Origin of the sequence: Pseudarthrobacter sp. NIBRBAC000502771 (assembly GCF_006517215.1) — a bacterium.
GTDB lineage: Bacteria > Actinomycetota > Actinomycetes > Actinomycetales > Micrococcaceae > Arthrobacter > Arthrobacter niigatensis.
This window is the reverse complement of sequence record NZ_CP041187.1, coordinates 3,037,901-3,060,738: the sequence shown is the minus strand read 5'-3', so window position 1 is coordinate 3,060,738 and position 22,838 is coordinate 3,037,901. Positions and strand designations below refer to the sequence as shown.

General features: G+C 66.0%; 20 protein-coding genes. 6 read left to right on the top strand and 14 right to left on the bottom strand.

Annotated elements, in window-relative coordinates; translation table 11 throughout:
* Window position 1: 1 nt before the first annotated feature.
* A complete protein-coding gene (gene hisS, locus NIBR502771_RS14335) occupies window positions 2-1,372 on the bottom strand; it encodes a histidine--tRNA ligase (protein WP_141160334.1) in 1,371 nt (456 codons plus the stop codon).
* Between the two features lie 228 nt (window positions 1,373-1,600).
* On the opposite strand from hisS, the gene NIBR502771_RS14330 reads away from it, so the two are divergent.
* The 3 genes from NIBR502771_RS14330 (at window position 1,601) to NIBR502771_RS14320 (ending at window position 4,947) form a co-directional block, all read left to right on the top strand.
* Window positions 1,601-2,419 (top strand): peptidylprolyl isomerase, encoded by an 819-nt coding sequence (locus tag NIBR502771_RS14330; RefSeq protein ID WP_141160333.1) that lies wholly within the window; start codon window positions 1,601-1,603, stop codon window positions 2,417-2,419.
* 64 nt (window positions 2,420-2,483) lie between these two features.
* Window positions 2,484-4,073 carry a DUF349 domain-containing protein gene (locus NIBR502771_RS14325; protein ID WP_141160332.1) on the top strand — a complete coding sequence of 530 codons (1,590 nt, stop codon included), beginning with the start codon at window positions 2,484-2,486 and terminating at the stop codon, window positions 4,071-4,073.
* A 100-nt stretch (window positions 4,074-4,173) separates the two neighbouring features.
* Window positions 4,174-4,947, top strand: coding sequence for a type IV toxin-antitoxin system AbiEi family antitoxin (locus NIBR502771_RS14320; RefSeq protein ID WP_141160331.1), 774 nt, complete (start codon window positions 4,174-4,176; stop codon window positions 4,945-4,947).
* Here the strand turns inward: NIBR502771_RS14320 and NIBR502771_RS14315 are convergent.
* The 9 genes from NIBR502771_RS14315 to pdxT form a co-directional block, all read right to left on the bottom strand.
* Window positions 4,828-7,218: a bifunctional (p)ppGpp synthetase/guanosine-3',5'-bis(diphosphate) 3'-pyrophosphohydrolase gene (locus NIBR502771_RS14315; RefSeq protein WP_141160330.1), complete on the bottom strand. Its 2,391-nt coding sequence runs from the start codon at window positions 7,216-7,218 to the stop codon at window positions 4,828-4,830. The two genes, NIBR502771_RS14320 and NIBR502771_RS14315, sit on opposite strands and share 120 nt — an antisense overlap.
* A gap of 148 nt (window positions 7,219-7,366) precedes the next feature.
* A complete protein-coding gene (gene secF, locus NIBR502771_RS14310; RefSeq protein WP_141160329.1) occupies window positions 7,367-8,383 on the bottom strand; it encodes a protein translocase subunit SecF in 1,017 nt (338 codons plus the stop codon).
* On the bottom strand, window positions 8,383-10,137 hold the full coding sequence (gene secD / locus NIBR502771_RS14305) for a protein translocase subunit SecD (RefSeq protein WP_141160328.1): 1,755 nt from the start codon (window positions 10,135-10,137) through the stop codon (window positions 8,383-8,385). The genes secF and secD overlap by 1 nt, the downstream gene beginning before the upstream one ends.
* Window positions 10,138-10,236: 99 nt before the next feature.
* A complete protein-coding gene (gene yajC, locus NIBR502771_RS14300; RefSeq protein WP_141160327.1) occupies window positions 10,237-10,644 on the bottom strand; it encodes a preprotein translocase subunit YajC in 408 nt (135 codons plus the stop codon).
* Between the two features lie 209 nt (window positions 10,645-10,853).
* Window positions 10,854-11,939: a Holliday junction branch migration DNA helicase RuvB gene (ruvB, locus tag NIBR502771_RS14295; RefSeq protein WP_141160326.1), complete on the bottom strand. Its 1,086-nt coding sequence runs from the start codon at window positions 11,937-11,939 to the stop codon at window positions 10,854-10,856.
* Window positions 11,932-12,576 carry a Holliday junction branch migration protein RuvA gene (gene ruvA / locus NIBR502771_RS14290; RefSeq protein WP_141160325.1) on the bottom strand — a complete coding sequence of 215 codons (645 nt, stop codon included), beginning with the start codon at window positions 12,574-12,576 and terminating at the stop codon, window positions 11,932-11,934. The genes ruvB and ruvA overlap by 8 nt, the downstream gene beginning before the upstream one ends.
* Before the next feature lie 90 nt (window positions 12,577-12,666).
* Window positions 12,667-13,245 (bottom strand): crossover junction endodeoxyribonuclease RuvC, encoded by a 579-nt coding sequence (gene ruvC, locus NIBR502771_RS14285; protein ID WP_141160324.1) that lies wholly within the window; start codon window positions 13,243-13,245, stop codon window positions 12,667-12,669.
* A 68-nt stretch (window positions 13,246-13,313) separates the two neighbouring features.
* Complete coding sequence (locus NIBR502771_RS14280) at window positions 13,314-14,069, bottom strand: YebC/PmpR family DNA-binding transcriptional regulator (protein WP_141160323.1); 756 nt, start codon at window positions 14,067-14,069, stop codon at window positions 13,314-13,316.
* A 4-nt stretch (window positions 14,070-14,073) separates the two neighbouring features.
* Complete coding sequence (pdxT, locus tag NIBR502771_RS14275; protein WP_141160322.1) at window positions 14,074-14,784, bottom strand: pyridoxal 5'-phosphate synthase glutaminase subunit PdxT; 711 nt, start codon at window positions 14,782-14,784, stop codon at window positions 14,074-14,076.
* A 90-nt stretch (window positions 14,785-14,874) separates the two neighbouring features.
* On the opposite strand from pdxT, the gene NIBR502771_RS14270 reads away from it, so the two are divergent.
* Window positions 14,875-16,167 carry a Mur ligase family protein gene (locus NIBR502771_RS14270; RefSeq protein ID WP_210411226.1) on the top strand — a complete coding sequence of 431 codons (1,293 nt, stop codon included), beginning with the start codon at window positions 14,875-14,877 and terminating at the stop codon, window positions 16,165-16,167.
* On the top strand, window positions 16,164-16,919 hold the full coding sequence (locus tag NIBR502771_RS14265) for a type 1 glutamine amidotransferase (protein WP_141160320.1): 756 nt from the start codon (window positions 16,164-16,166) through the stop codon (window positions 16,917-16,919). The genes NIBR502771_RS14270 and NIBR502771_RS14265 overlap by 4 nt, the downstream gene beginning before the upstream one ends.
* 16 nt (window positions 16,920-16,935) lie before the next feature.
* Here the strand turns inward: NIBR502771_RS14265 and NIBR502771_RS14260 are convergent, their stop codons facing one another.
* Window positions 16,936-18,306 carry a hypothetical protein gene (locus NIBR502771_RS14260; protein ID WP_141160319.1) on the bottom strand — a complete coding sequence of 457 codons (1,371 nt, stop codon included), beginning with the start codon at window positions 18,304-18,306 and terminating at the stop codon, window positions 16,936-16,938.
* A 166-nt stretch (window positions 18,307-18,472) separates the two neighbouring features.
* Between NIBR502771_RS14260 and NIBR502771_RS14255 the strand changes: the two genes are divergently transcribed.
* Window positions 18,473-20,485, top strand: coding sequence for a M3 family metallopeptidase (locus NIBR502771_RS14255; RefSeq protein ID WP_141160318.1), 2,013 nt, complete (start codon window positions 18,473-18,475; stop codon window positions 20,483-20,485).
* Between the two features lie 83 nt (window positions 20,486-20,568).
* Here NIBR502771_RS14255 and pdxS read toward each other — a convergent pair whose 3' ends face one another.
* From pdxS to NIBR502771_RS14240, 3 genes are all read right to left on the bottom strand, one after another.
* Window positions 20,569-21,495, bottom strand: coding sequence for a pyridoxal 5'-phosphate synthase lyase subunit PdxS (gene pdxS, locus NIBR502771_RS14250; protein ID WP_141160317.1), 927 nt, complete (start codon window positions 21,493-21,495; stop codon window positions 20,569-20,571).
* Between the two features lie 137 nt (window positions 21,496-21,632).
* The gene (gene pgsA / locus NIBR502771_RS14245; RefSeq protein WP_141160316.1) at window positions 21,633-22,256 is read right to left on the bottom strand and encodes a phosphatidylinositol phosphate synthase; all 624 of its coding nucleotides are present in this window, start codon (window positions 22,254-22,256) and stop codon (window positions 21,633-21,635) included.
* Window positions 22,246-22,833, bottom strand: a complete 588-nt coding sequence (locus NIBR502771_RS14240) for an HIT domain-containing protein (RefSeq protein ID WP_141160315.1) — start codon at window positions 22,831-22,833, stop codon at window positions 22,246-22,248. Before NIBR502771_RS14240 ends, pgsA begins: the two co-directional genes overlap by 11 nt.
* Window positions 22,834-22,838 lie beyond the last annotated feature (5 nt).

Sequence of the window (22,838 nt, the reverse complement as noted above, 5' to 3'; positions counted from 1 at the left end):
GCTAAACGGAGGCAGCTGCCGGCGAGGTGGTTTCAACCTGCACCGTGAGGTCCCCGACGGGCGGCATCCAGGTTTCGGGAGCGGCCAGCACCTGTTCACCGGTGCGGATGTCCTTGACCTGGTGGGTGCCGTCCTCGTCGGTGAACCAGACGAAGGGGATCCCCCGGCGGTCCGCGAACTTGATCTGCTTGCCGAACTTCTCGGCCCTGGCCGCCACCTCGGTGGGAATTCCGCGGCTGCGCAGCAGGGCGGCGACATCCTGGGCCGCGCCCCAGCTGTCGTCGTGGTTCAGGGCCACCAGCACGGCGGTGGGAACCGACCGGGAGGCTTTGGCCAGGTCCTGGCTGAGGATGCGCGACACCAGGCGGGTCACGCCGATGGACAACCCCACGCCCGGGAACTTGCGGTTGCCCTTGGACGCCAGGGCGTCGTACCGGCCGCCGGAGCAGATGGAACCCAGCTGTTCGTGGCCCACCAGCACGGTTTCCACTACGGTGCCGGTGTAGTAGTCCAGGCCGCGGGCGATGCTGAGGTCTGCCAGTACCTTGCCCGGAGCCCGCTGCACGGCGGCATCGATGACCTGTTCCAGTTCGTCGAGGCCTTCATCCAGGAGCTCGTTGCTGACGCCGAGGGCCCGGACCTGCGCCACGAAGGACGTGTCTTCCGTGCGGATGGCGGCGAGCTGGAGTGCCTTGGCGGCCTGGTCTTCGGTTGCGCCCAGTTCGGCCTTCAGCAGTTCCGCCACCTTGGCGGGACCGATCTTTTCAAGCTTGTCGATGCTGCGCAGCACCCCAGCGGTGTCATCAAGGCCGATGCCGCGGTAGAAGCCTTCGGCCAGCTTGCGGTTGTTGATGCGGAGGCGGAAGTCCGGGATGGGCAGCGCGCTCAGTGCCTCGGCGATGACCAGCGCAATTTCGACGTCGTAACGGAACGGAAGCTCGCCGTCGCCCACCACGTCGATGTCCGCCTGCGTGAATTCACGGGCCCGGCCCTCCTGGGGCCGCTCGCCGCGCCACACCTTCTGGATCTGGTAGCGGCGGAACGGGAAGGCAAGGTAACCGGCGTTTTCGACGACGTAGCGGGCAAACGGCACCGTCAGGTCAAAGTGCAGGGCAAGCGCGTTGGGGTCGGCCTTGCCGCCCTTGACCGGATTGTCGCCCTCGTCCTCCTGGAGCCGGCTCAGTCCATAGACTTCCTTGTCGATCTCCCCCTTGCGCAGGAGCTGGCCCACCGTCTCCACGGCGCGGGTTTCAATTGAGGCAAAACCATGGAGCTCAAAGACCCTGCGCAGGGTATCGAGCACATGCAGCTCCACCAGCCGCTCCTCTGGAAGCCACTCGGGGAATCCGGACAGGGAGGCGGTGCGTGCCATGGGGAAGGTTCTCCTTAGGGATGGAAGGCGCGGCGGCACCGGCGGCCACACCGCCCAGGCGGCGTACGGCGGCAGCACAGCCAGCCATGCATAAACTATGTGCGGCAGCCAGTTTATGCGTCATCCGTGTGCATCTCTAATGCAGCGGGCGCGTACAGCCTGGCCCCTTTACTTCCTGCGCCCCGCGGCTGCCCGCGGAACGCAGGAGCCCGACGATGAGGAGGACCCTTGGCGGCCAGTTCACGCAGTGCCCGCGAAACGAAACGGCGCATCCAGCAAATGGAAGCCAAGCGTGAGCTCCGGCGCGACCAGGAGAAGCGGCGGAAACGGGACAACCTCGTGGCCGCCGGTGCCGGAACCGCCGCTGTGGTGCTCGCCGTCGTCCTTCAACTCACCGCGTTCGCCGGGAACCCCACCGAGGACGAATATGCGGCAGCCAAGGCGGGGCTGACAGAGCCGTCCGCTTCCGCCAGCGCGTCCGCCACTCCGTCGGCTCCGGCAACCAACGGTCCGAACATTCCGGCGGCAGACACGGCGGCCGGAAAGACGTTCACCGGGCAATTGATGCTGAACGGCAGTCCCCTGGGCGTGGAGGTTGACGGAACCAAAGCTCCGCAGGCCGCCGCCGTCTTCAAGTCCCTCAGCGACGAAGGCTACTTCAACGGCAAGACGTGCCACCGGCTCACCACCGCAGACCAGTTCGGCGTGCTGCAGTGCGGTTCGCCCAACGGCGACGGCCAGGGCGATCCCAACTACACGTGGGGCCCACTGGAAAACACCCCCGCGGACAACATGTATCCCGCCGGGACCATTGCCGTTGCCCGTACCGGCAACAACGCCTACGGCAACGGGACGCAGTTCTTCATCGTCTACAAGGACACCGCCATTCCGGCAGATGCCGCGGGCGGCTACACCGTGGTGGGCAAGGTGACGTCGGGCCTGGATGTGGTGTCCGGCATCGCTGCCGCCGGCATCACGCCGGGTGCCAGCGACACGGACGGAGCGCCAAAACAACCAGTCACGATAGACTCGTTTTCTCTGAAGTAGGCCGGGCCCGCAGGGCTACGGTGCAGTACGTGAGTATTTCCCTCCAAGCGAAAGACTTTTAGCGGTGACAGACAGTCAGAAATCCGACGAAACAGCAACAGGCGCAAGCGACACCACGGCACCGGCCGCCGACGACGCTACCCTTCCTGCTGCAGATGCCGAGCAGGCACCCGTGACACCTGAAGCCACAGCTTCGGAGGAAGGCACCGCTGAAGTTGAGGCCGCCGCGGACGGTCCTTCAAAGCCCGAAGACCAGGCCGGCACGGGCACCGTCGCTGGCGCGGCCGCGCCGGCTCCCGGGCCCCGGCCGTCCGCACCGTCACCCGCTGCCTTTGCTTCGCGCCCCAAGCCGGCCGCCGCTGCCCCCGCTGCCGCACCGGCCCCCGCCGCACCCAGCACGTCCGTCGCCGAGGCCTCCAAGTGGGGCCGCGTGGAAGGCGACGGCCACGTTTACCTGACCATCGACGGCGGCGAACACCCCGTGGGCCAGTACCCCGGCGTGAGCGGCGATGAGGCGCTGATCTACTTCGCCCGGAAATACGACGACGTCGTGGCGCAGATTGTGCTCCTGGAACAGCGGGTCAGTTCCAAGGCTCCCAGCACCGACATGCAGAAGACGGTGACGCACCTGCGTGAACAGCTCGCCGAACGCAACATGGTGGGCGACCTGCGGGCCGCCGAGGCCCGCCTGGACCAGCTGGCCGGGCAGATCACCGAGCTGGAGAAAGCGGAGAAGGCCGAACACGATGCCGTCCGCGCCTCCGAGCTCGCAGCCCGCGAAGCCATTGTTGCCGAAGCAGAACAGATTTCCGGCCAGGACCCCGCGCAGACCCAGTGGAAGACCTCCAGCGCCCGGATGAACGAGTTGTTTGAGAACTGGAAAACTGCCCAGAAGAGCGGTGTGCGGCTGGGCCGGAGCAACGAGGATGCGCTGTGGAAGCGGTTCAGGGCTGCACGTACCGTCTTTGACAGGCACCGCCGGGCCTACTTCTCCCAGCTGGACAGCAACAACTCGGCGGCCAAGGCCGCCAAGGAGAAGCTGATCGCCGAGGCTGAGGCGCTGTCCACCTCAACGGACTGGGGCTTCGCCGCCGGCGAATACCGCCGGCTGATGGACCAGTGGAAGGCATCGCCACGCGCCAGCCGGAAGGACGATGACGCGCTCTGGGCCCGGTTCCGCGCCGCACAGGACGTGTTCTTCACCTCCCGGCAGGCTGCCAACGACGAGATCGACCAGGAGTACGCGGCGAACCTTACGGTAAAGGAGGAGCTGCTGGCGGAGGCCAACAGCATCCTGCCGGTGAAGGACCTGGCGGCAGCCAAGAAGGCACTCCAGTCCGTCCGCGACCGCTGGGAAGACGCCGGCAAGGTGCCCCGTGCTGACATGGGCCGGATCGAGGCCGGACTCCGCAAGGTGGAGGATGCCGTCCGCCACGCCGAGGAAGAACAGTGGCAGCGGTCCAACCCGGAGCGGAAGGCACGCACCAACAGCGCGCTCTCGCAGCTGGAATCGGCCATTGCCGGGCTCCAGGAAGACCTCGCCAATGCCGAAAAGACCGGCGACCAGCGCAAGATCAAGGCCGCCCAGGAGGCTCTCGAAGCCCGCCAGGCCTGGCTTGACCAGATCCAGCGTTCAGCAAGCGAGCTGTCCTGACCTTCCAGCCCTGAGCTGAGGCCACAGGCCCGGTACCGGTTATCCACATAACCCGGACCGGGCCTGTTCCCGTTAATCGTGGTCCGGGCAGGATGGAGCCATGGCCACACCTCCAGGTTCATCCTCCGCCGGCCCGGGCCGGGAAGTGTCCGCGGCGCCCCCGCGGCAGGGATGCCCGACCGGCGGGACGGAAGGGGCTGCCCCGCCACGGTTTCCCGAACTCTATGCACCAGGGAAGCCCTTCGCCGGCCCCGAACTCCAATCATTGGCGGCCGACGGACTGCTGGCGCGCTTCCACCACAACGGCTACACCCTGCCCGGGCTTCCCCCGTCCCCGCAGCTGAGGGCACGGGCTGCGGCAGGGGCTGTTCCGGCGGCAATACGCCAGCGTGTGGTGGCGGGCCGGATGACGGCCGCCTGGATCTACGGCTGCGCGGCGGAGCCGGACAGGCTGGCGCTGCTGGTGGATGCCAAGCGGCGCGTCTCCAGCCTGCGGAATACCCGCGGCTGCACGCTGCACGAAGTGAAGCTCGGACCGTTCGATGTGGTCAGCCTGGGCGGACTGATGGTTTCCAGCCCCCTGCGGACTGCCCTCGACATCGCCCTCCACGTGGAAACGGAGCGTGCCGTGCCCGCCCTCACCGGTTTGCTGGCCAGGCCGCAACAGGACGTGCGGCTGCGGCTCCTGGTGCTCGCGATCGAGGCAACACCGCGGGTTCCGCACAAGCGGGCTGCCTTGGAGAAGCTGGCTTTGCTAGCTCCGGCGCTTGTTTCCGGTAGTACGGTAGACGTCGAACACCCCGTCGATCCTGCGGACGGCGCTGAGGACGTGGCTGAGGTACTTGGGGTCGCCCATCTCGAAAGCGAACTTTGAGATGGCCACCCGGTCCGTCGAGGTGTGGACGCTGGCAGCAAGGATATTGACGTGGTTGTCCGAGAGGACGCGTGTGACATCCGAGAGCAATGACTTGCGGTCCAGCGCCTCCACCTGGATTTCCACCAGGAAGACGCTGGACTGGGTGGGCGCCCAGTCCACATCCACGATCCGGTCCGGCTGGTCCTTCAGGTCCGAGATGTTGGTGCAGTCGGTGCGGTGCACGGAGACACCTGAACCCCTGGTCACGAAGCCAAGAATCGGGTCGGGGGGAACGGGCGTGCAGCAGCGTGCCAGCTTCACCCACACGTCACCAACGCCGCGGACCACCACACCGGAGTCGGAGAAGCGGGCCTTGGTGACCTGGGTGGGAATGCTGACCTCTTCGACGTCATCATCGGCACTCTCGTTGCCGCCCAGGCTTTCGATGAGCTTTTCCATGACGGACTGGGCAGATGTGTGCCCGTCGCCGACTCCGGCGTACAGGCCGGAGATGTCCGCATATTTGAATTCCTCGGCCACCACGGCCAGGGCCTCGTGGGTCATCAACCGCTGCAGCGGCAGGTTCTGTTTCCGCATGGCACGGGTCAACAGTTCCTTGCCGCGGTCAATCGCTTCTTCGCGGCGTTCCTTGCTGAACCACTGGCGGATCTTGTTGCGGGCACGGGCGCTCTTGACGAAGTGCTGCCAGTCCTGGCTGGGTCCTGCCCCTTCTGCCTTGGAGGTGAAAATTTCCACCCAGTCGCCGTGGTTCAGTTCGCTGTTGAGCGGGACCAGTTTGCCGTTGACCCGTGCACCAATGGTGCGGTGGCCCACCTCGGTATGCACGGCGTAGGCGAAGTCCACCGGGGTAGAACCGGCGGGCAGCGCCATGACCTCGCCCTTGGGGGTGAAGACGAACACTTCGCGGGCGTTGATCTCAAACCGCAGCGAATCCAGGAACTCCCCTGGATCGGACGTTTCCTGCTGCCAGTCCACCAGGGAGCGCAGCCATCCCATGTCGCCGTCGCGGGGGCTTCCGGGGCCCACCGCGGTGCGGTTGGGCTGGTCCTTGTACTTCCAGTGGGCCGCCACGCCGTACTCGGCCCGGCGGTGCATCTCATGGGTGCGGATCTGGATCTCCACCGGTTTGCCGCCAGGGCCGATCACGGTGGTGTGCAGGGACTGGTACATGTTGAATTTGGGCATCGCGATGTAGTCCTTGAACCTGCCGGGCAGGGGGTTCCAGCGCGAATGCATGATGCCCAGGGCGGCGTAACAGTCCCGGACGGAATCGACCAGCACACGGACGCCCATGAGGTCGTTGATGTCGTCGAAGTCCTTGTCCCGGACAATCATCTTTTGGTAGATCGAGTAGTAGTGCTTGGGCCGGCCGGTAATGGTGGCTTTGATTTTGGCGCCGCGCAGATCCTCGGTGATCTGGTCACGGATGACGCCCAGGCTCTTTTCCCGCTCGGGGGTCCGGTCCCCCACCATCCTGACGATTTCCTCGTACACCTTGGGATAGAGCGCAGCGAAGGACAGGTCCTCCAGCTCCCACTTGATGGTGTTCATGCCGAGGCGGTGCGCCAGCGGAGCGAAGATTTCCAGGGTTTCACGGGCTTTGCGGGCGGACGATTCCGCGGACACGAAGCGCCAGGTGCGGGCGTTGTGCAACCGGTCCGCGAGCTTGATCATCAGGACGCGGATGTCCTTGGCCATGGCCACGACCATTTTGCGGACAGTCTCCGACTGGGCAGCCTCGCCGAAGCTGACCTTGTCCAGTTTGGTCACGCCGTCCACCAGCATTGCCACTTCCGGGCCAAAGTCCCGCTTCAGGTCAGCAAGGGTATAGGGGGTGTCCTCGACAGTGTCGTGCAGCAGTGCCGCAGCCAGGGTGGTGCCGCTGAGGCCGAGCTCGGCCAGGATGGTGGCCACCGCCACCGGGTGCGTGATGTACGGGTCGCCGCTCTTGCGCTTTTGCCCGCGGTGGCTGCGCTCGGCAACGTCGAAGGCGCGCTGGATGAGGTCGAAGTCCTCTTTGGGATTGTTGGCCCGGACCGTCCGCAGCAATGGCTCAAGGATGGGCGAATACGTGGCCGTTCCGCGGCCTGTCAGGCGGGCAAGCCGGGACCGGGTGCGCTCCCTGCGGCCGGGAAAGGTGGCGCGTGAACCAGAGTTGTCCACGGGAACCAACGATCCAGGGCGCGCCGGGGATGCCATACCGGCCTGTACACCGGCAGGATTCTTTTCATCCTCCGCCGTAGGCACCGACGCCGATCGTTCTTCCAATGAAGCACCCCTCACCACCATTTAATTACCCCAGTCTATTCCCCAAGGCAGCGACTTTTATAACCGGTCCCGCATACGCGGGGACCGGGCAACGCAGAGTCTGCGTTGCCCGGTCCTGGAGGGAGCAGCCGGCGCCGTCGGGGGCGGGTCAGGCCTTGGCAGGCGAGGCGCGAACTGCGCGTTCCGCCGCGCCCGCGCGCCGTTGTTCGACGCGCCGTGCCTGCTTGACCAGGTCCGGTTCGCCCTGGCGGAGCCAGGCGTACAGCGGGGCTGCGACGAAGATTGTCGCAGCGGTGCCGATCAGGATCCCGACGAACAGGGCCAGGGACAGGTCGCGGAGGGTTCCGGCGCCGAGGAGCCCGGCGCCGATGAACAGGATGGCACCCACGGGGAGGATTGCCACCATCATGGTGTTGATGGAGCGCACCAGGGTCTGGTTGACGGCGAGGTTGACCTCCTCACCGAATGTCCGGCGGGTGGAGGCATCAATGCCGGAGGTGTTTTCCCGGATCTTGTCGAAGACCACCACTGTGTCGTACAGCGAGTAGCTGAGAACCGTGAGGAACCCGATGATGGCTGACGGCGTGACCTCAAAATCGCTGAGGGCATAAACGCCCGCCGTGATGAACATGGTCACGGCCATGCCGGCAAGCGCCGAGAGGGACATCTTCCAGGTGCGGAAGTAGAGGGCCATGAGCAGCGCCGCGAGGAGGACAAAAACCACCAGGCCAATGAGCGCCTGCTTGGTCACGTCGGCGCCCCAGGTGGGGCCAACGAACGTTGAGGTTACCTCGTTGTCAGTCACCCCGTAGGCGCCGGTGAGGCCCTGCTTGATCCGGAGGGTTTCGTCGTCGGTCAGCTTGTCCGTCTGGATGCGCATGGTGTTTCCGGCGACGTTGGCCACGCGGGGAACACTGCCGGCCACAACATCGGTCACGGCTTTCTCGCCGATTGTGGCGTCCGTGGTCTTGACGTTCGATACCGTGAATTCCGAGCCTCCGCGGAACTCGATACCGAGGTTGAAGCCACCCTTGGCCACCGGGACAATGATGGACAACGCCACTCCAACCAGGGCGATGATGAACCAGATCTTCTTGGCCCCTACGAAGTCGTAGGAACGCTTTCCGGTGTAGAGCTCGTTGCCGAATGTGGCGAAGCCTGACATTACTTGTCCTCCTTCGCGGACGTCTTGGAGGAGCCGGCAAGCTGTTCCTGCTTCTCAGCCAGGCGCCGTTCGGCGATGGTCATGCGGCGCTCGGCTTCGGCCGCCGCACCGGTGTTCTTGGTCCGGACCACCACAGGCCTGTCTTCGGGAGTACGGACACGCCCTGCGCCGCGGTACAGCGGTACGGCGCCCAGCCGTTCGGGGTCCAGGCCGGAGAACTTGTGGCCTTCACCGAAGAAGCGGGTTCGGGCCAGCAGCTGCAGCGTGGGGTGGGTGAACATGAACACCACGATGAGGTCGGCGATGGCCGTCAGGCCCAGCGTGAACGCAAAGCCGCGGACGTTGCCCACGGCCACGAAGTACAGGACCAGGGCGGCCAGGAGGTTGACGGCCTTGGAGGCAAGAACCGTCCGTTTGGCGCGCTTCCAGCCGTTTTCGACGGCGGACACCAGGCCGCGCCCTTCGCGCAGTTCATCGCGGATGCGCTCAAAGTAGACGATGAAGGAGTCGGCCGTCTGGCCGATGGCCACGATGATGCCGGCAACGCCTGCCAGGGACAGCCGGTAGTTCTCCGTCCAGCCCAGGATCGCGATGGCCAGGTACGTCAGGGCGCCGGCCACCACCAGCGAGGCAATGGTGACGAAACCCAGGGCGCGGTACTGGAACAGCGAGTAGACCACCACGAGCAGGAGCCCGATGAGGCCGGCCAGCAGGCCCATGCGCAACTGTTCACCACCCAGTGTCGCGGAGATCTGCTGTTCGCTCTGGATGTCGAAACTGATGGGAAGGGCACCGAACTTCAGCTGGTCGGACAGCGCCTTGGCCGTCTGCTCGGTGAAGCCGCCGGTGATTTGCGGACGCCCGTCGGTGATCACAGCCAGCGATCGCGGGGCGGAAATGACCTGGTCGTCCAGCACAATGGCGAACTGGGACTTGGGGTCGGTGCCGGACTCGCCGCCGGCGGCCACGTAGAACTGGTTCAGGCGCTGGGTGACGTCCTTGAACTTGGCCGTGCCGTCAGCGTCGAACTGGATGTTGACGGCCCAATCATTTGTGACGGCGCCCTGCGCACCCTGCTGCAGTTGGAAGGACGAGGTAACAATGTTCGTCCCCTTGACCTCTACCGGGCCAAGGATGTATTTGATCGCCGGGGACTTGTCAGTAGCAGGCTCGCAGGTCACGAGCGGCTTGGTGGGATCGGAGCGCTGGGACTTCTCGGGGGCGCTGTTGCAGTCAAGTGCTTCGAACTGCTTGTAGATCTCGGGAGTGATCCAGTTGGTATCGCTGCTGTTGGCCGGAGCGGCCGTCGGCTTGGGCAGCTGGTCCTCAGGTGTCTGTTGCTCCGGCGGCACCGCGGCGCCATCTCCGTTGAGGAGGACGGGACGGAAATTCATGTCCGCGGACGCCTGGATCAGGTTCCGGGTTTCCGCAGAGGGCGTGCCGGGAAGGCTGACCACCACGTTGCGCCCGGACTGGGTGCTGATCTCAGCTTCGGACACGCCGGAGCCGTCAACGCGCTGCCGGATGATCGCTACGGCCTGGTTGAGCTGCTGTTCGTTGATGTCCGAACCGCCCTCCACCTTGGGCGCCAGGATCATCTGGGTACCGCCCTCGAGGTCCAGCGCCAGTTTGGGGGCCCAGCTGGCCTGCCCCGCGACGGTGCCGCCTGCCAGGACGGCGGTCAGCGCAGCCAGGAGTACGCCAAGCCAGACCAGGACGCGGAGCCCTGGTTTCTTGCGGCCAGTTCGTGCCATTGTCGATCTTTCTCTTATTCGCGGAAGAACCGCCGGCGCGGGTTGTTACCTGCGCCGGCGGCGATCCGCAGCGGTAGAGGGAGGAAGCGGCCAGCGGGCCTAGCTGTCCTTCTTGCCCTCGTCGTTGAGGCGCTTCAGGGTTTCGTCCGGGGTCTCGGTACCTGTGGAGGTGCTCCCGGCTTCCGGGGCGGTCAGGGATGATGCGTCGTCCGGCACTACCGGCGAAGCAGCGGCGGGCTCGGCAGCGGCCTCCGCGGCAGGCTCGACGACCTTGGTGACCGCCTGGCGGTGGACGGTGGCCAGGTTGCCGGGGGAAAGTTCAAGGGTGACCTTGTTGTCGGCGTCGTCGATGTCCACGATCCGGCCGAAAAGGCCAAAGCTGGTCATGACCTCCACGCCCGGGCCAAACTTCGACTGGAGCTCTGCCTGCTGCTGCTGCGTCTTCTTGTTGCGGCGGAACATCATGAAGATGAACACGCCGAGCATGACGAACAGGAGAATTGACATTGGATCCAAGGGGAATTCCGTTCTTTTGCGTGGTGCTGCTGGTTTTCCAGCGACGTCGGCCTCGCTTCGGCCGGGGTGGTTGGCTCCGCAGGCAGAACGCCTGACATGTCCTTCCCCAAGCGACGGGGGCGTCAGGGCCACCCGCGAAACAAAGACCCGAGCGTGCCGGGCGTCATACCAGTCTAAAGGGAAAAGCTGAACAGAGCCTGCTATTGGCTCTCCGGGGCCCAGTCCCCGGCTGCTTCGGGGTCCCCGCCCGGCTCGAACAGGTCCAGCTGCTCCTGAGCGAAGACGCCGGACGGGATGGCATACCCCAGGTGGGTCCACGCCGGCGCCATGGCAATCCTGCCCCGCGGCGTACGTCCCAGCAGGCCTTCGCGGACCAGGAAAGGCTCCGCCACCGTCTCCACCGTTTCGGTTTCCTCACCCACCGCGATGGCAAGGGTGGACAGTCCCACGGGACCGCCGCCGAACTTGGTGATCAGGGCGTCGAGGACGGCGCGGTCCAGCCGGTCCAGCCCTTTCTTGTCCACTTCATACATGTCGAGGGCGGCGGATGCGGTCCTGGCGTCGATTTGCTCGACTCCGTGCACCAGCGCCCAGTCGCGGACCCGGCGCAGCAGGCGGTTGGCGATGCGGGGGGTGCCCCGGGAACGGCCGGCGATCTCGGCGAATCCTGCGGAGTTGACCTTGAGGTCCAGCAGCCCGGCAGACCGTCGGAGGACCAGTTCGAGCTCCGCTACGGAGTAGAACTCGAGGTGCCCGGTGAAGCCGAACCGGTCGCGCAGCGGGCCCGGGAGCAGCCCGGCACGGGTGGTGGCACCCACCAGGGTGAACGGCGGCAGCTCCAATGGGATGGCGGTGGCACCGGCGCCCTTGCCCACCACGATGTCGACGCGGAAGTCCTCCATGGCCATGTACAGCATTTCCTCGGCGGGCCGCGACATGCGGTGGATCTCGTCGAGGAACAGGACCTCGCCCTCTGACAGCGAGGACAGGATGGCGGCGAGGTCTCCGGCATGCTGGATGGCCGGACCGCTGCTGAGGCGCAAGGGAGCGTTCATTTCCGCGGCCACAATCATGGCGAGTGTGGTCTTGCCCAGGCCCGGCGGACCGGAAAACAGGACGTGGTCCGCGGTACGTCCACGCATCCGGGAAGCCTGCAGCACCAGCGAGAGTTGCTTCCGCACCCGGTGCTGGCCTACGAAGTCATCAAGGTTCTTGGGCCGCAGGGCCGCCTCGATGGCCCGCTCCTCCGGCTCCTCCCCCGCCGCAACCAGTGACGGTTCAGCCACGGGTGCCTACGCGGTTGCCGGCCCGGGCCCCGTCCTGTCCCAGCCACCGAAGCGTGGTCCGCAGGATTTCCGGCACGTTGCCGCGGAACGATACTTCAGGATCATCGGCGAGGGCCTTGTCGATGCTTGCAGAGGCGTCTTTTTCGGACCAGCCCAGGCTGGTCATGGCGGCCACCACCTGGGGCTTCCAGGAGGCTTCGGCCGGGGTGGCCGCACCCGCGGCTGCAGGGGTTCCGTGCGGGAAGAGCTTTCCGGCCAGCTCCAGCACGATCCGCCCCGCCACCTTGGGTCCGATTCCGGGAACCTTGGTGAAGGTCTTGCTGTCCCCGGTATGCGCCGCCACCCGGACTGCCTCGGGATCGTGGACGGCCAGCACTGCGAGGGCCAGCCGGGGGCCCACCCCGCTGACACTGAGCAGGACGTCGAAAACTTCGCGTTCGTCGTCGGAAGAGAAGCCGAAGAGCGTCAGCGAGTCCTCCCGGACAATCAAGGACGTGAACAGCTGGCCCTCGTCGCCCACGCGCAGCCGGCTGAGCGTCTGCGGTGTGGCGTTGACGCTCATCCCGGCACCGTTGAGGTCTATCACGGCCGTGGACAGGCCTACGTGCGCTACGGTTCCGCGGAGGAAACTGATCAAAGCCGGGCTCCCGTTGTACCGCCGGCCTCGTAACTGAGAACCCGGCTATCCGAACATATCTACGAATACCCTAGCAAGCGGCAGGGACAATCACCGTGCACGGCGCGCTTTTGCCTCTGCTTCCGCCCAAGCCCGCTGGGCCGGCGTCAGGGCCGAACTGCCGGGACCGGTAGTGGCCACCGCGGCCCCGCTCCCGGCCCGCCACGCGTGGGTGATGGCCAGTGCCAGCGCATCGGCAGCGTCAGCCGGCCGTGGCGGGGCGTCAAGGCGGAGGATCTTGGTCACCAGCTTGGTCACGGCATCCTTGTTCGAGGTTCCGCTCCCGGTCACCGCCGCTTTGACTTCGGACGGCGTATGCAGAGCCACCGGTATGCCCCGGCGCGCCGCCGCCGCGATCACCACCCCGGACGCCTGGGCCACACCCATCACCGTGCTGACGTTGAGCTGCGAGAAGACACGTTCGACGGCGAGGACCTCCGGTTCGTAACGGTCCAGCCACTCGTCGATGGCCGTGGCAATCACCAACAGGCGCCGGTCAAGGGTTTCGTCCGGGGAGGTGCCCACCACGCCTACCGCCACCATGCTGGCCCGGCGGTTGCGTTCAACATCCACCACGCCGATCCCGCACCGGGTGAGTCCGGGGTCAACGCCAAGGACGCGGAGCGTCACTTCCGGCCCGCCGCGGCCGGCAGACCGGGGCGGGCCTCGCGTGGTGGTCTAGCTGACAAGGCCGGACGTCACTCTGATTCCAGGGCGGCCTGGACTTCGTCGCTGAGGTCGGCGTTGCTGTAGACATTCTGCACGTCGTCGAGTTCCTCCAGCGCGTCTGCCAGCTTCAGGAACTTCCGGGCGCCGTCGACATCCAGTTCCACCTGCATGGAGGGAACGAACTCAACTTCATCCGTGTCGTATTCAATGCCGGCCTCCGCCAGCGCTTCACGGATGGCCTGGAGGTCACCCGGTTCCGAGTGGATCTCGAAGGTCTCGCCGTTGTCCTTGACTTCCTCCGCGCCCGCATCCAGGACGGCCATCAGGACGTCGTCCTCGCTCAGGCCGTTCTTGGGGAGGTTCACCACGCCCTTGCGGGTGAAGAGGTAGCTGACCGAGCCGGGGTCGGCGATGGTTCCGCCATTGCGGGAAATGGCCAGGCGGACTTCGGAGGCCGCCCGGTTCTTGTTGTCGGTGAGGCACTCAATCAGCAGGGCAGAGCCCTGGGGGCCCCGGGCCTCGTACATGATTTCGGTGTAGTCCACCACTTCGCCGGTCAGGCCGGCGCCGCGCTTGATGGCGCGGTCAATGTTGTCGTTGGGCACCGAGGTCTTCTTGGCCTTGGTCACGGCAAGTTCCAGGCCGGGGTTGCCGGCGAGGTCCGGTCCGCCCATGCGGGCGGCAACTTCGATGTTCTTGATCAGCTTGGCGAACGACTTGGCGCGGCGGCTGTCAATGATCGCCTTTTTGTGCTTGGTCGTTGCCCATTTGGAGTGGCCTGACATGGCTTTACGCTTCTCCTCTGATCATTCGGATAAAAAGTTCATGTACGCGTTTTTCGCCGGTCACTTCCGGATGGAAGGAGGTGGCCAGCAGCTGGCCGGAACGCACTGCGACAATTCTAGCCGCCCCGGGCAGCGATACGGCGTGCGACGCCTGTCCGGGGTCCGCCGGTTCCACCTGGGCCAGGACCTCCACGCCCGGCCCGGCCCGCTCCACCCAGGGGCCGCGGATGAAGACGGCGTGCACGGGTTCCACACCCGATGCGGTGGCGCTGAAATCCAGTCCCTTAAAGTCCAGATCCGTTTCGAAGGACTCCCGCTGCCGGCCAAAAGCGTTGCGGCGGACGGTGATGTCCAGGCCCCCAAAGGTCTGCTGCGGGGCCCCGGAAAGGTCCGTGGCGGGATCGGCGATGTCCGCCGCGAGCAGGATCATTCCCGCGCAGGAGCCATAGACGGGAAGGCCCTCGGCAATGTATTTGCGCAGGGGGTCGGCGAGGTCGAAGGCGCGCGCCAGTTTGTCGATGGTGGTGGATTCGCCGCCGGGAATGATGAGGCCGTCCAGGCCATCCAGCTCAGCCGGCCGGCGGACAGCGATGCCCTGTGCGCCGGCGGCTTCCGCGGCGCGCAGGTGCTCGCGGAAGTCTCCCTGGAGGGCCAGGACGCCAATCCGCAGGCCCGAGCCCACGCGCGCAGGATCAGCAGAAGGGGGGTTTGTCATCCTTCCAGCATACGGTCCCGGCACTCCGGCTGCTGCCGGCAGGAGGCCGCCGTAAAGGGTTGCATGCCGCTGCTGGGATATATTCGGAACATGGTCTTCTTCACTGTTCCGCTCGGCAAGCTGGTCCGCAGGGTATCCCGGCTGCGCGGCGGCGGCTCCGCACTTCCAGGCCTGGTGGTGGAGAAAATCGACCCCGGCTTCATGCGCCGGACACTCACCACCCTGCCCCACGGCGTGGCAGTGGTCAGCGGTACCAACGGCAAGACCACCACCACCAAAATGGTGGTTGAACTGCTGGAAAGCCAGGGCCTGAAGGTGTTCACCAACCGGACGGGCAGCAACTTCACCAGGGGTGTGGCCGCAGCCCTCCTCGGCGAGGTCGATTGGCGCGGCAGGCTGGACGCAGACATTGCGGTCCTGGAACTTGACGAGGCCCACGCCGTGCATTTCGTCAACAGTGTCCCGCCCCGCTATTGCCTCCTGCTCAATGTGCTTCGCGACCAGCTGGACCGTTTTGGCGAGATCGACAAGACCGCACAACTCCTGCAGCACATCGCCGCCAAGACCACCGGAACGGTGGTCCTGAACCGCGAGGACCCGCGGGTTGCCAGGATCGCGGATACGCTGACCGGCCAGGACGTCAAGTACTTCGGCCTTGACGATTCCCTGCTGGGCACCTTCCCCAACGACGATGACATGCGCGCCGCTCCGGGCAGCCCCGCCCCGGCGGCCCTGCCCGCAAAGCCGCAGGCCGACGTCGTGCTCCGCAGGGTGGGCGCGGACAGCGCCGAATTTGAGTACGACGGCGGTACGGTCACCACGGCGATGAAGCTGCGCGGCGTGTACAACATCTTCAATGCGGCCGCGGCCCTCACCCTTGCCCGCAGCATTTGCGGCGGCGGCGCCGCCACGGCGAACCACGAAACCCTGCTGCAGGCGCTGTCCCAGGTGGCGCCCGCCTTCGGCCGCGGGGAAAGCCTCACCGTCGGCGGCCAGCCCCTGGACCTGGTACTGGTCAAGAACCCCAGCGGCTTCCGGCTGGGGCTGAAGTCCTTCCCCGCAAGCGGCTACGCCACCATGATCGCGATCAACGACAACTACGCCGACGGCCGGGACATGTCCTGGCTGTGGGATGTGGAATTCGATTCGCTTCGCGAAGGCGGGGTGGACCTGCTGACGGGGTCGCGCGCCTACGACATGGCACTGCGCCTGCAGTACGACGAAGTCCCGGTGGGCGCCGTGGACACCGACATTCCAGCCGCCCTTGCCGCCTTCATCCGGGAAGGCCAGGGCAAACCCAAGCGGATCTTCTGCACCTACACCGCCATGCTCGCCATCCGCCGCGAGCTGTCCAAAGTCACCACCGTGGAGGTTGTCTCATGAGTACGGCAGAAGCAGCGGAAACCGGCAACCTGTCCAAGGGCACCCTCCGCGTGGTCCAGTTGTACCCGCGGGACATGAACATCTATGGGGACTGGGGCAATGCCCTGGTCCTCCAGCGCCGCATCGCCTGGCACGGATACACGCCCGAACTGCTCGAGTACAACGTGGGCGACCCCTTCCCCGAGGACGTGGACATCATCGTCGGCGGCGGCGGGCAGGACAGCGGGCAGCTGGTCATCCAGGACGACCTGCAGGCCAGGGCCGGCCGGCTGAAGGAATTGGCCGAGGACGGCACACCCATGCTGGTCATCTGCGGCCTGTACCAGCTTTTTGGCAGGTTCTTCAAGACACGCACCGGCGCCGTCATTCCGGGCATCAGCGTCCTGGACGTGGAAACGCACGGCACGGATGAGCGCCTGATCGGGAACGTCAAGGTCTCAACCACCGAATTCGGCGAGGTGCTCGGCTACGAAAACCACAGCGGGCAGACCACGCTGGGCAGCGGCGTGCGCCCGCTGGGAACCGTGGCCAAGGGGACCGGGAACAACAGCAACGACGGCCAGGAAGGGGCGCGGTACCGCAACATCGTGGCCAGCTACCTGCACGGTTCGCTGCTTCCCAAGAACCCGGCCATCGCCGACTTCCTCATCCGCACCGCCGCGGAGCGCAAATTCGGCAGCTTCTCCCCCGGCAGCCCTGACGACACCTATGCGGCCCTGGCGAGGGAGCACGCCGGCCGCCGGCCCCGCTAGGCTGCGACCACCTGGATCACCGCCACTGGAAGTACTCCCGGTGGATATTGGCCCGGCGGACACCCGCTGCCCGGAATGCCCTGCGGAACTGCCGCAGCATGGCATCGGGTCCTCCCATGAAGACGGACAGCATCCGTGGTTCCGTGTCCACCGCCGCAATGACCGCTTGCGGAGTCAGCCGCCCGTCCGTTTCGGTGTCAACCACATGGATGTGGAGCCTCGGGTGGTTCCTGGCGATGGCGAGGATCTCTTCGGCAAACGGCGAAGGGCCGGCCGACGTGACGAAGAAGTGCACCTCCTCAGGCAGGTCCCCGCCCGCTGCTTCCAGCGACCGGACCCAGCTGAGGAAGGGCGTGATCCCCACGCCGCCGGCGATCCAGACCTGGTGGGCAGTGCCCTTGTGCCGGTCAAAGCGGCCGTAGGGGCCGCCCACCACAGCAGGCATTCCCGCCTGGACAACGTCGGAAAGCCGCGAGGTGTGGTCGCCCAGCGCTTTCACCGTGATGCTTATACCACCTTCCGGTGCGGGACCCGAGATTGAAAAAGGGTGCCGCTGCCAGCCGTCCGCCGTTTCAAGGTAGACCATGGCGAACTGCCCGGGTTTGAACTCCAGCGGACGGCCCAATGGCCGGAGCGCCACTTCCACCAGGTCCGCGGCAACCGGGCGGACACCGGCAACCTGGTAGTCATGATGGGGCAGGAACCGCCTCGCCAGCAGCTCCCGGTATACGTAGAACGCCAACCCGGTTCCGCCGATTGCCACGTAACTCCACCGCAGGCCCGGCGCCGCCTCAAACGCGCTGGCATCGAACAATCCGTGCAGGAAGCCGGCAGCAACGAACAGCCCTGTGAGGCGGTGGAAGCCGCGCCAGCGTTCATAGCCCCCCAGCAGCCGTACCACCAGGCGGACACCTTGTGCCTGCAGCGCCGCTACAACCAGACGCCTTGCCGGGGCGGGCAGCATGGTCCGCCAACGCGGCAGCACCGCCCACACCACCAGGGCGGCCAGGCCGGAAATGGCCACCACCGCCAGCGTCTTTCCCACGCTTGTTGCCTCCGGGTTGGACGCGAGCTCTATGTGCGGCAGCAACAGGACAGTGGCCGTCATGGCCGCCCGGCGGTGCCAGATGGCAGCGTGGTCAATCCCGCCGAACACCGGCTCAACGTGCGGGAGGGTACTGACCAGGACCAGGGCGACGGAATACAGCAGTACGGATTCACCGCCGAAGAGCTGGCCCACATGCCTGGGCAGCGGCTCGGCCACCGGCCGCGCCAGGTACCAGAAAATGGCGTAAGCGGCCACGACGGCTGTTATTGCGCCCGGACCGATCCATCGGAGTGGGATACCCAGGAAGGCAGCTGCCGGCGTCGTTCCATGGTTGCCCATTGAGCAAAGGTCCCTTCATCACTGCCAATCCCGTGCGCCTGCCTGCAGGACGCACAGAATGCGGTCCGGACCGGACCCCTAGCGGCCATTGTAGGTATGCCCGCTGGGAGCACACGCCCACGTGGATGTGATTGAGAAGCGCGTCCCGCTGTGAAAGGTTTAGCCCATGACCAACCCGCTCCTGGCCGCCAGTCCCCTGCCCTACGGCCTCCCCCCTTTCGAGGCCCTTAGCGCAGACATGTACGGCGCCGCCATTGAAGAAGGATTGGCAGCCCACCTGGCCGAGATCCTGGCCATCACCGGCAACTCCCAGCCGGCAACCTTCGACAATACGGCCCTGGCCATGGAACGCTCCGGGCAGCTCCTCAACAGGGCAGCCGCAGCGTTTTTTACCCTGGTGTCAGCGGACGCCTCTGCGGAGATCCGGGAACTTGAGACCGGGCTTTCGCCGCGCTTCTCGGCCCACCAGGACGAGGTGTACCTCAATAAGGCGCTGTACGAGCGCTTCGCCGCCATCGATACTGTCAACCTGGAGGCTGAGTCGGCCCGGCTGGTGGAGGAGTACCTCAAGGAGTTCCGCCAATCCGGGATCCAGCTCGATGCACCGGGCCAGGAGCGGCTGCGGGCCATCAACGCGGACCTGGCCCGGCTGGGCACGGAGTTCGGCCAGCGGGTCAAGAAGGGGATGAAATCCGCGGCGCTGCTGGTGGAGGATGCCGCCGAACTCGCGGGCCTGCCGGCTGACGACGTCGCCAGTGCCGCTGAGGCAGCCCGCGCCGCCGGGCACGGGGGCAAGTACTTGGTCACGCTGATCCAGCCCGGCAATCAGCCTGCCTTGGCCTCGCTCGAGAACCGGGACGTCCGCCGTCGCCTGTTCGAGGCATCCGTGGGAAGGGGCAGTGGAGGCGGACACCTGGATGTCCTGGATCTCGCCAGGGACATGGCCGGGTTGCGGGCCGAAAAGGCCCAACTGCTGGGTTTCGCGAACTACGCCGAACTTGTGGCCGACCGACAGACGGCGCCGGATTTCGAGGCAGTGCAAACGATGCTGGGCCGGGTGGCGCCGGCGGCTGTCCGCAACGCCGACGCCGAGGCCGCGGCCCTTGCGGACGTCGCAGGGCATCCACTGGAAGCCTGGGATTGGGCCTACTATTCGGCAAAGGTGCGGCGCGAAAAATACGACGTTAATGAACAGGCACTGCGTCCGTACTTCGAGCTGGACCGGGTCATCACGGATGGAGTGTTCTTTGCCGCCACCGCGCTGTACGGGATCACTTTCCACGAGCGGCCCGACCTCAAGGCCTACCACCCGGATGTCCGGATCTGGGAAGTCCGGGATGGTGACGGAACCGGGCTGGGGCTCTTCCTCGGCGACTACTACTCGCGTGAATCCAAGCGCGGCGGAGCGTGGATGAACTCGCTCGTGGACCAGTCGGGGCTGCTGGGCACCCTGCCCGTGGTGACCAATACGCTCAACATTTCCAAGCCGCCGGCAGGCGAACCGACACTCCTCACCCTGGATGAGCTGCGGACCCTGTTCCACGAGTTCGGCCACGCGCTGCACGGCCTGTTTTCCAACGTCACCTACCCCCGGTTCTCCGGCACCTCCGTGCCGCGGGACTTCGTGGAGTACCCCTCGCAGGTCAACGAAATGTGGATCATGTGGCCGGAGGTGTTGTCCAACTATGCCCGGCACCACGTCACCGGCGAACCGCTGCCGCAGGACGTGGTGGACCGGCTGGAGGAATCCCGGCTCTGGGGCGAAGGGTTTGCCACCACCGAGTACCTGGGCGCGGCCCTCCTGGACCTGGCGTGGCACACGCTGGAACCGGGCAACGTTCCGGATGATGCGCTGGAGTTTGAGGCGAAGGCCCTGGCTGCGGCGGGGATCTCGCACCCACTGATCCCGCCCCGCTACCGGACGGGCTACTTCCAGCACATCTTCTCCGGCGCCGGATACGCGGCGGGCTACTACTCCTACATCTGGAGCGAGGTGCTGGATGCCGAAACGGTCGACTGGTTCACGGAAAACGGCGGCCTGGCCAGAACCAACGGCGAACGCTTCCGGCAGGAGCTGCTCAGCCGTGGCAACAGCCGGGACCCGCTGGAATCCTTTCGGATCCTGAGGGGCCGCGAAGCGCGCCTGGACCCGCTGCTGAAGCGCCGCGGCCTGGAATAGCCACTACTGCTTAAAAGAACGACGCCGGTCCCCACCAAAAGAGGTGAGGAACCGGCGTCGTCATTACCTAGGCGAGGAGGGAATTACCAGCCGCGTTCTGCGAGGCGGTGGGGCTGGGGGATTTCGTCGACGTTGATGCCCACCATGGCTTCGCCGAGCCCGCGGGAGGCCTTGGCGATGACGTCGGGGTCGTCGAAGAAGGTAGTGGCCTTCACAACGGCGGCGGCGCGCTGGGCGGGGTTGCCGGACTTGAAGATGCCGGAGCCGACGAACACGCCGTCGGCGCCGAGCTGCATCATCATGGCAGCGTCAGCGGGGGTGGCGATGCCGCCGGCGGTGAACAGGACAACGGGCAGCTTGCCGGCCGCGGCGACTTCCTTGACCAGTTCGTACGGGGCCTGCAGTTCCTTGGCGGCGACGTACAGCTCGTCCTCGGGCAGGGAGGACAGCCGGGCGATCTCCGAGCGGATCTTGCGCATGTGGCCGGTGGCGTTGGAGACGTCGCCGGTGCCGGCTTCGCCCTTGGAGCGGATCATGGCCGCGCCCTCGTTGATGCGGCGCAGGGCCTCACCGAGGTTGGTTGCACCGCAGACGAAGGGAACCTTGAAGTTCCACTTGTCGATGTGGTTGACGTAGTCGGCCGGGGTCAGGACCTCGGACTCGTCGATGTAGTCGACACCCAGGGACTGCAGGACCTGGGCCTCGACGAAGTGGCCGATGCGGGCCTTGGCCATCACCGGGATGGACACGGCGTCAATGATCTGGTCGATCATGTCGGGATCGGACATGCGGGACACGCCGCCCTGCGCGCGGATATCGGCCGGAACACGCTCCAGCGCCATGACTGCCACGGCACCGGCGTCTTCGGCGATGCGGGCCTGCTCGACGTTGACGACGTCCATGATGACGCCGCCCTTGAGCATCTCGGCCATGCCACGCTTCACGCGGCTGCTGCCCGTGACGCTGTTCGCGGACGAACCGGCCTCGTTGCTTACATCAGGTGTAGACACAAAAACCCCTATGGGTAGACAGATGATCTTCGCCGGGCATGCGGCGGCAGCTGCCGGAAGTGCACGCACGGGTTGCCGGGTCGCTTGACCGGGCACTTATATACTAGTCCCCCGCCGCACGGCAGGCTTAATCATGCTTAATCAGCGGGCGTCGGCTCCGCCAGGGCCTGCCGGCGCACGGACAGTACGCGCTGTACCACGGTGACGAGGCTCGCTGCCGCCAGGAGGACCAGGGTAGCCAGGAGCACCACAGCCGGTAGCCCGAGTCCGGTCAGGCCGGTAACCACCAGCACCGAAACCAGGCGTTCGGCCCGTTCTGCGATGCCGACGTTGGCGGTGAACCCCAGCGACTCTGCCTTGGCACGGGCGTATGAGACAACCATGCCCAGCACCAGGCACAGCAGGGCGCAGACGGCGATGGCCCCATTGTTGCCACCGGTGAAGAACCAGACGGACACCCCGGCAAAGAGGGCGCCGTCGGCGATGCGGTCAAGGGTGGAGTCGAGGAAGTTTCCCCAGCGGCTCTTGACGTCCTGCATCCTGGCCATGATGCCGTCCAGGACATCGGAAAAGATGAAGGCGGTGATGAAGACTGTCCCCCAGAAAAGCTGGCCCAGCGGGTAGAAAACCAGGGCTCCGGCGGCAACTCCTGCGGTTCCGAGAATGGTTACCGTGTCCGGGGACACGCCGATTTTCAGGAGCCAGCGGGCCAGCGGGGTGAACAGCGCGGTGAAGAAACCGCGGGCATGCCTATTCAGCATCCGACTCCCCGGGCCAGGCATCAGCCACTTGCTGCCGGACCTCGTCAAGGGTCTGGGTAATGGCTTTGGTCTGGGCGATGATGGGGAAGAAGTTCCCGTCCCCGCCCCAGCGCGGCACAATGTGCTGGTGCAGGTGCGCGGAGATTCCCGCACCCCCAACCACGCCCTGGTTCATGCCAAGGTTGAAGCCGCCGGGATTGGAGACTTTTCGGAGGACCCGCATGGCAGTCTGGGTGAGTTCGCTGAACTCCGCTGTTTCCTCGACAGTGAGGTCCGTGTAATCCGGGATGTGCCGGTAGGGGCAAACCAGCAGGTGGCCCGGGTTATAGGGGAACAGGTTCAGCACCACGTAGCAGGTCCGGCCGCGGTAGACAATCAGCGCCTCCTCGTCGGTGCGGGAGGGGCCGACACAGAACGGGCAGTCGTCCTCATTCTTGAACTGGTGCTGGCCGCCCTTAATGTAGGCCATGCGGTGCGGAGTCCACAGGCGCTGGAAGGCGTCCGGGACACCGGCGAGGGCAAAGTCGTCGGTAACGCCGGCATCGCCCGGATATCCTGCGCCTGTGTTCTCCTGCACTGTGC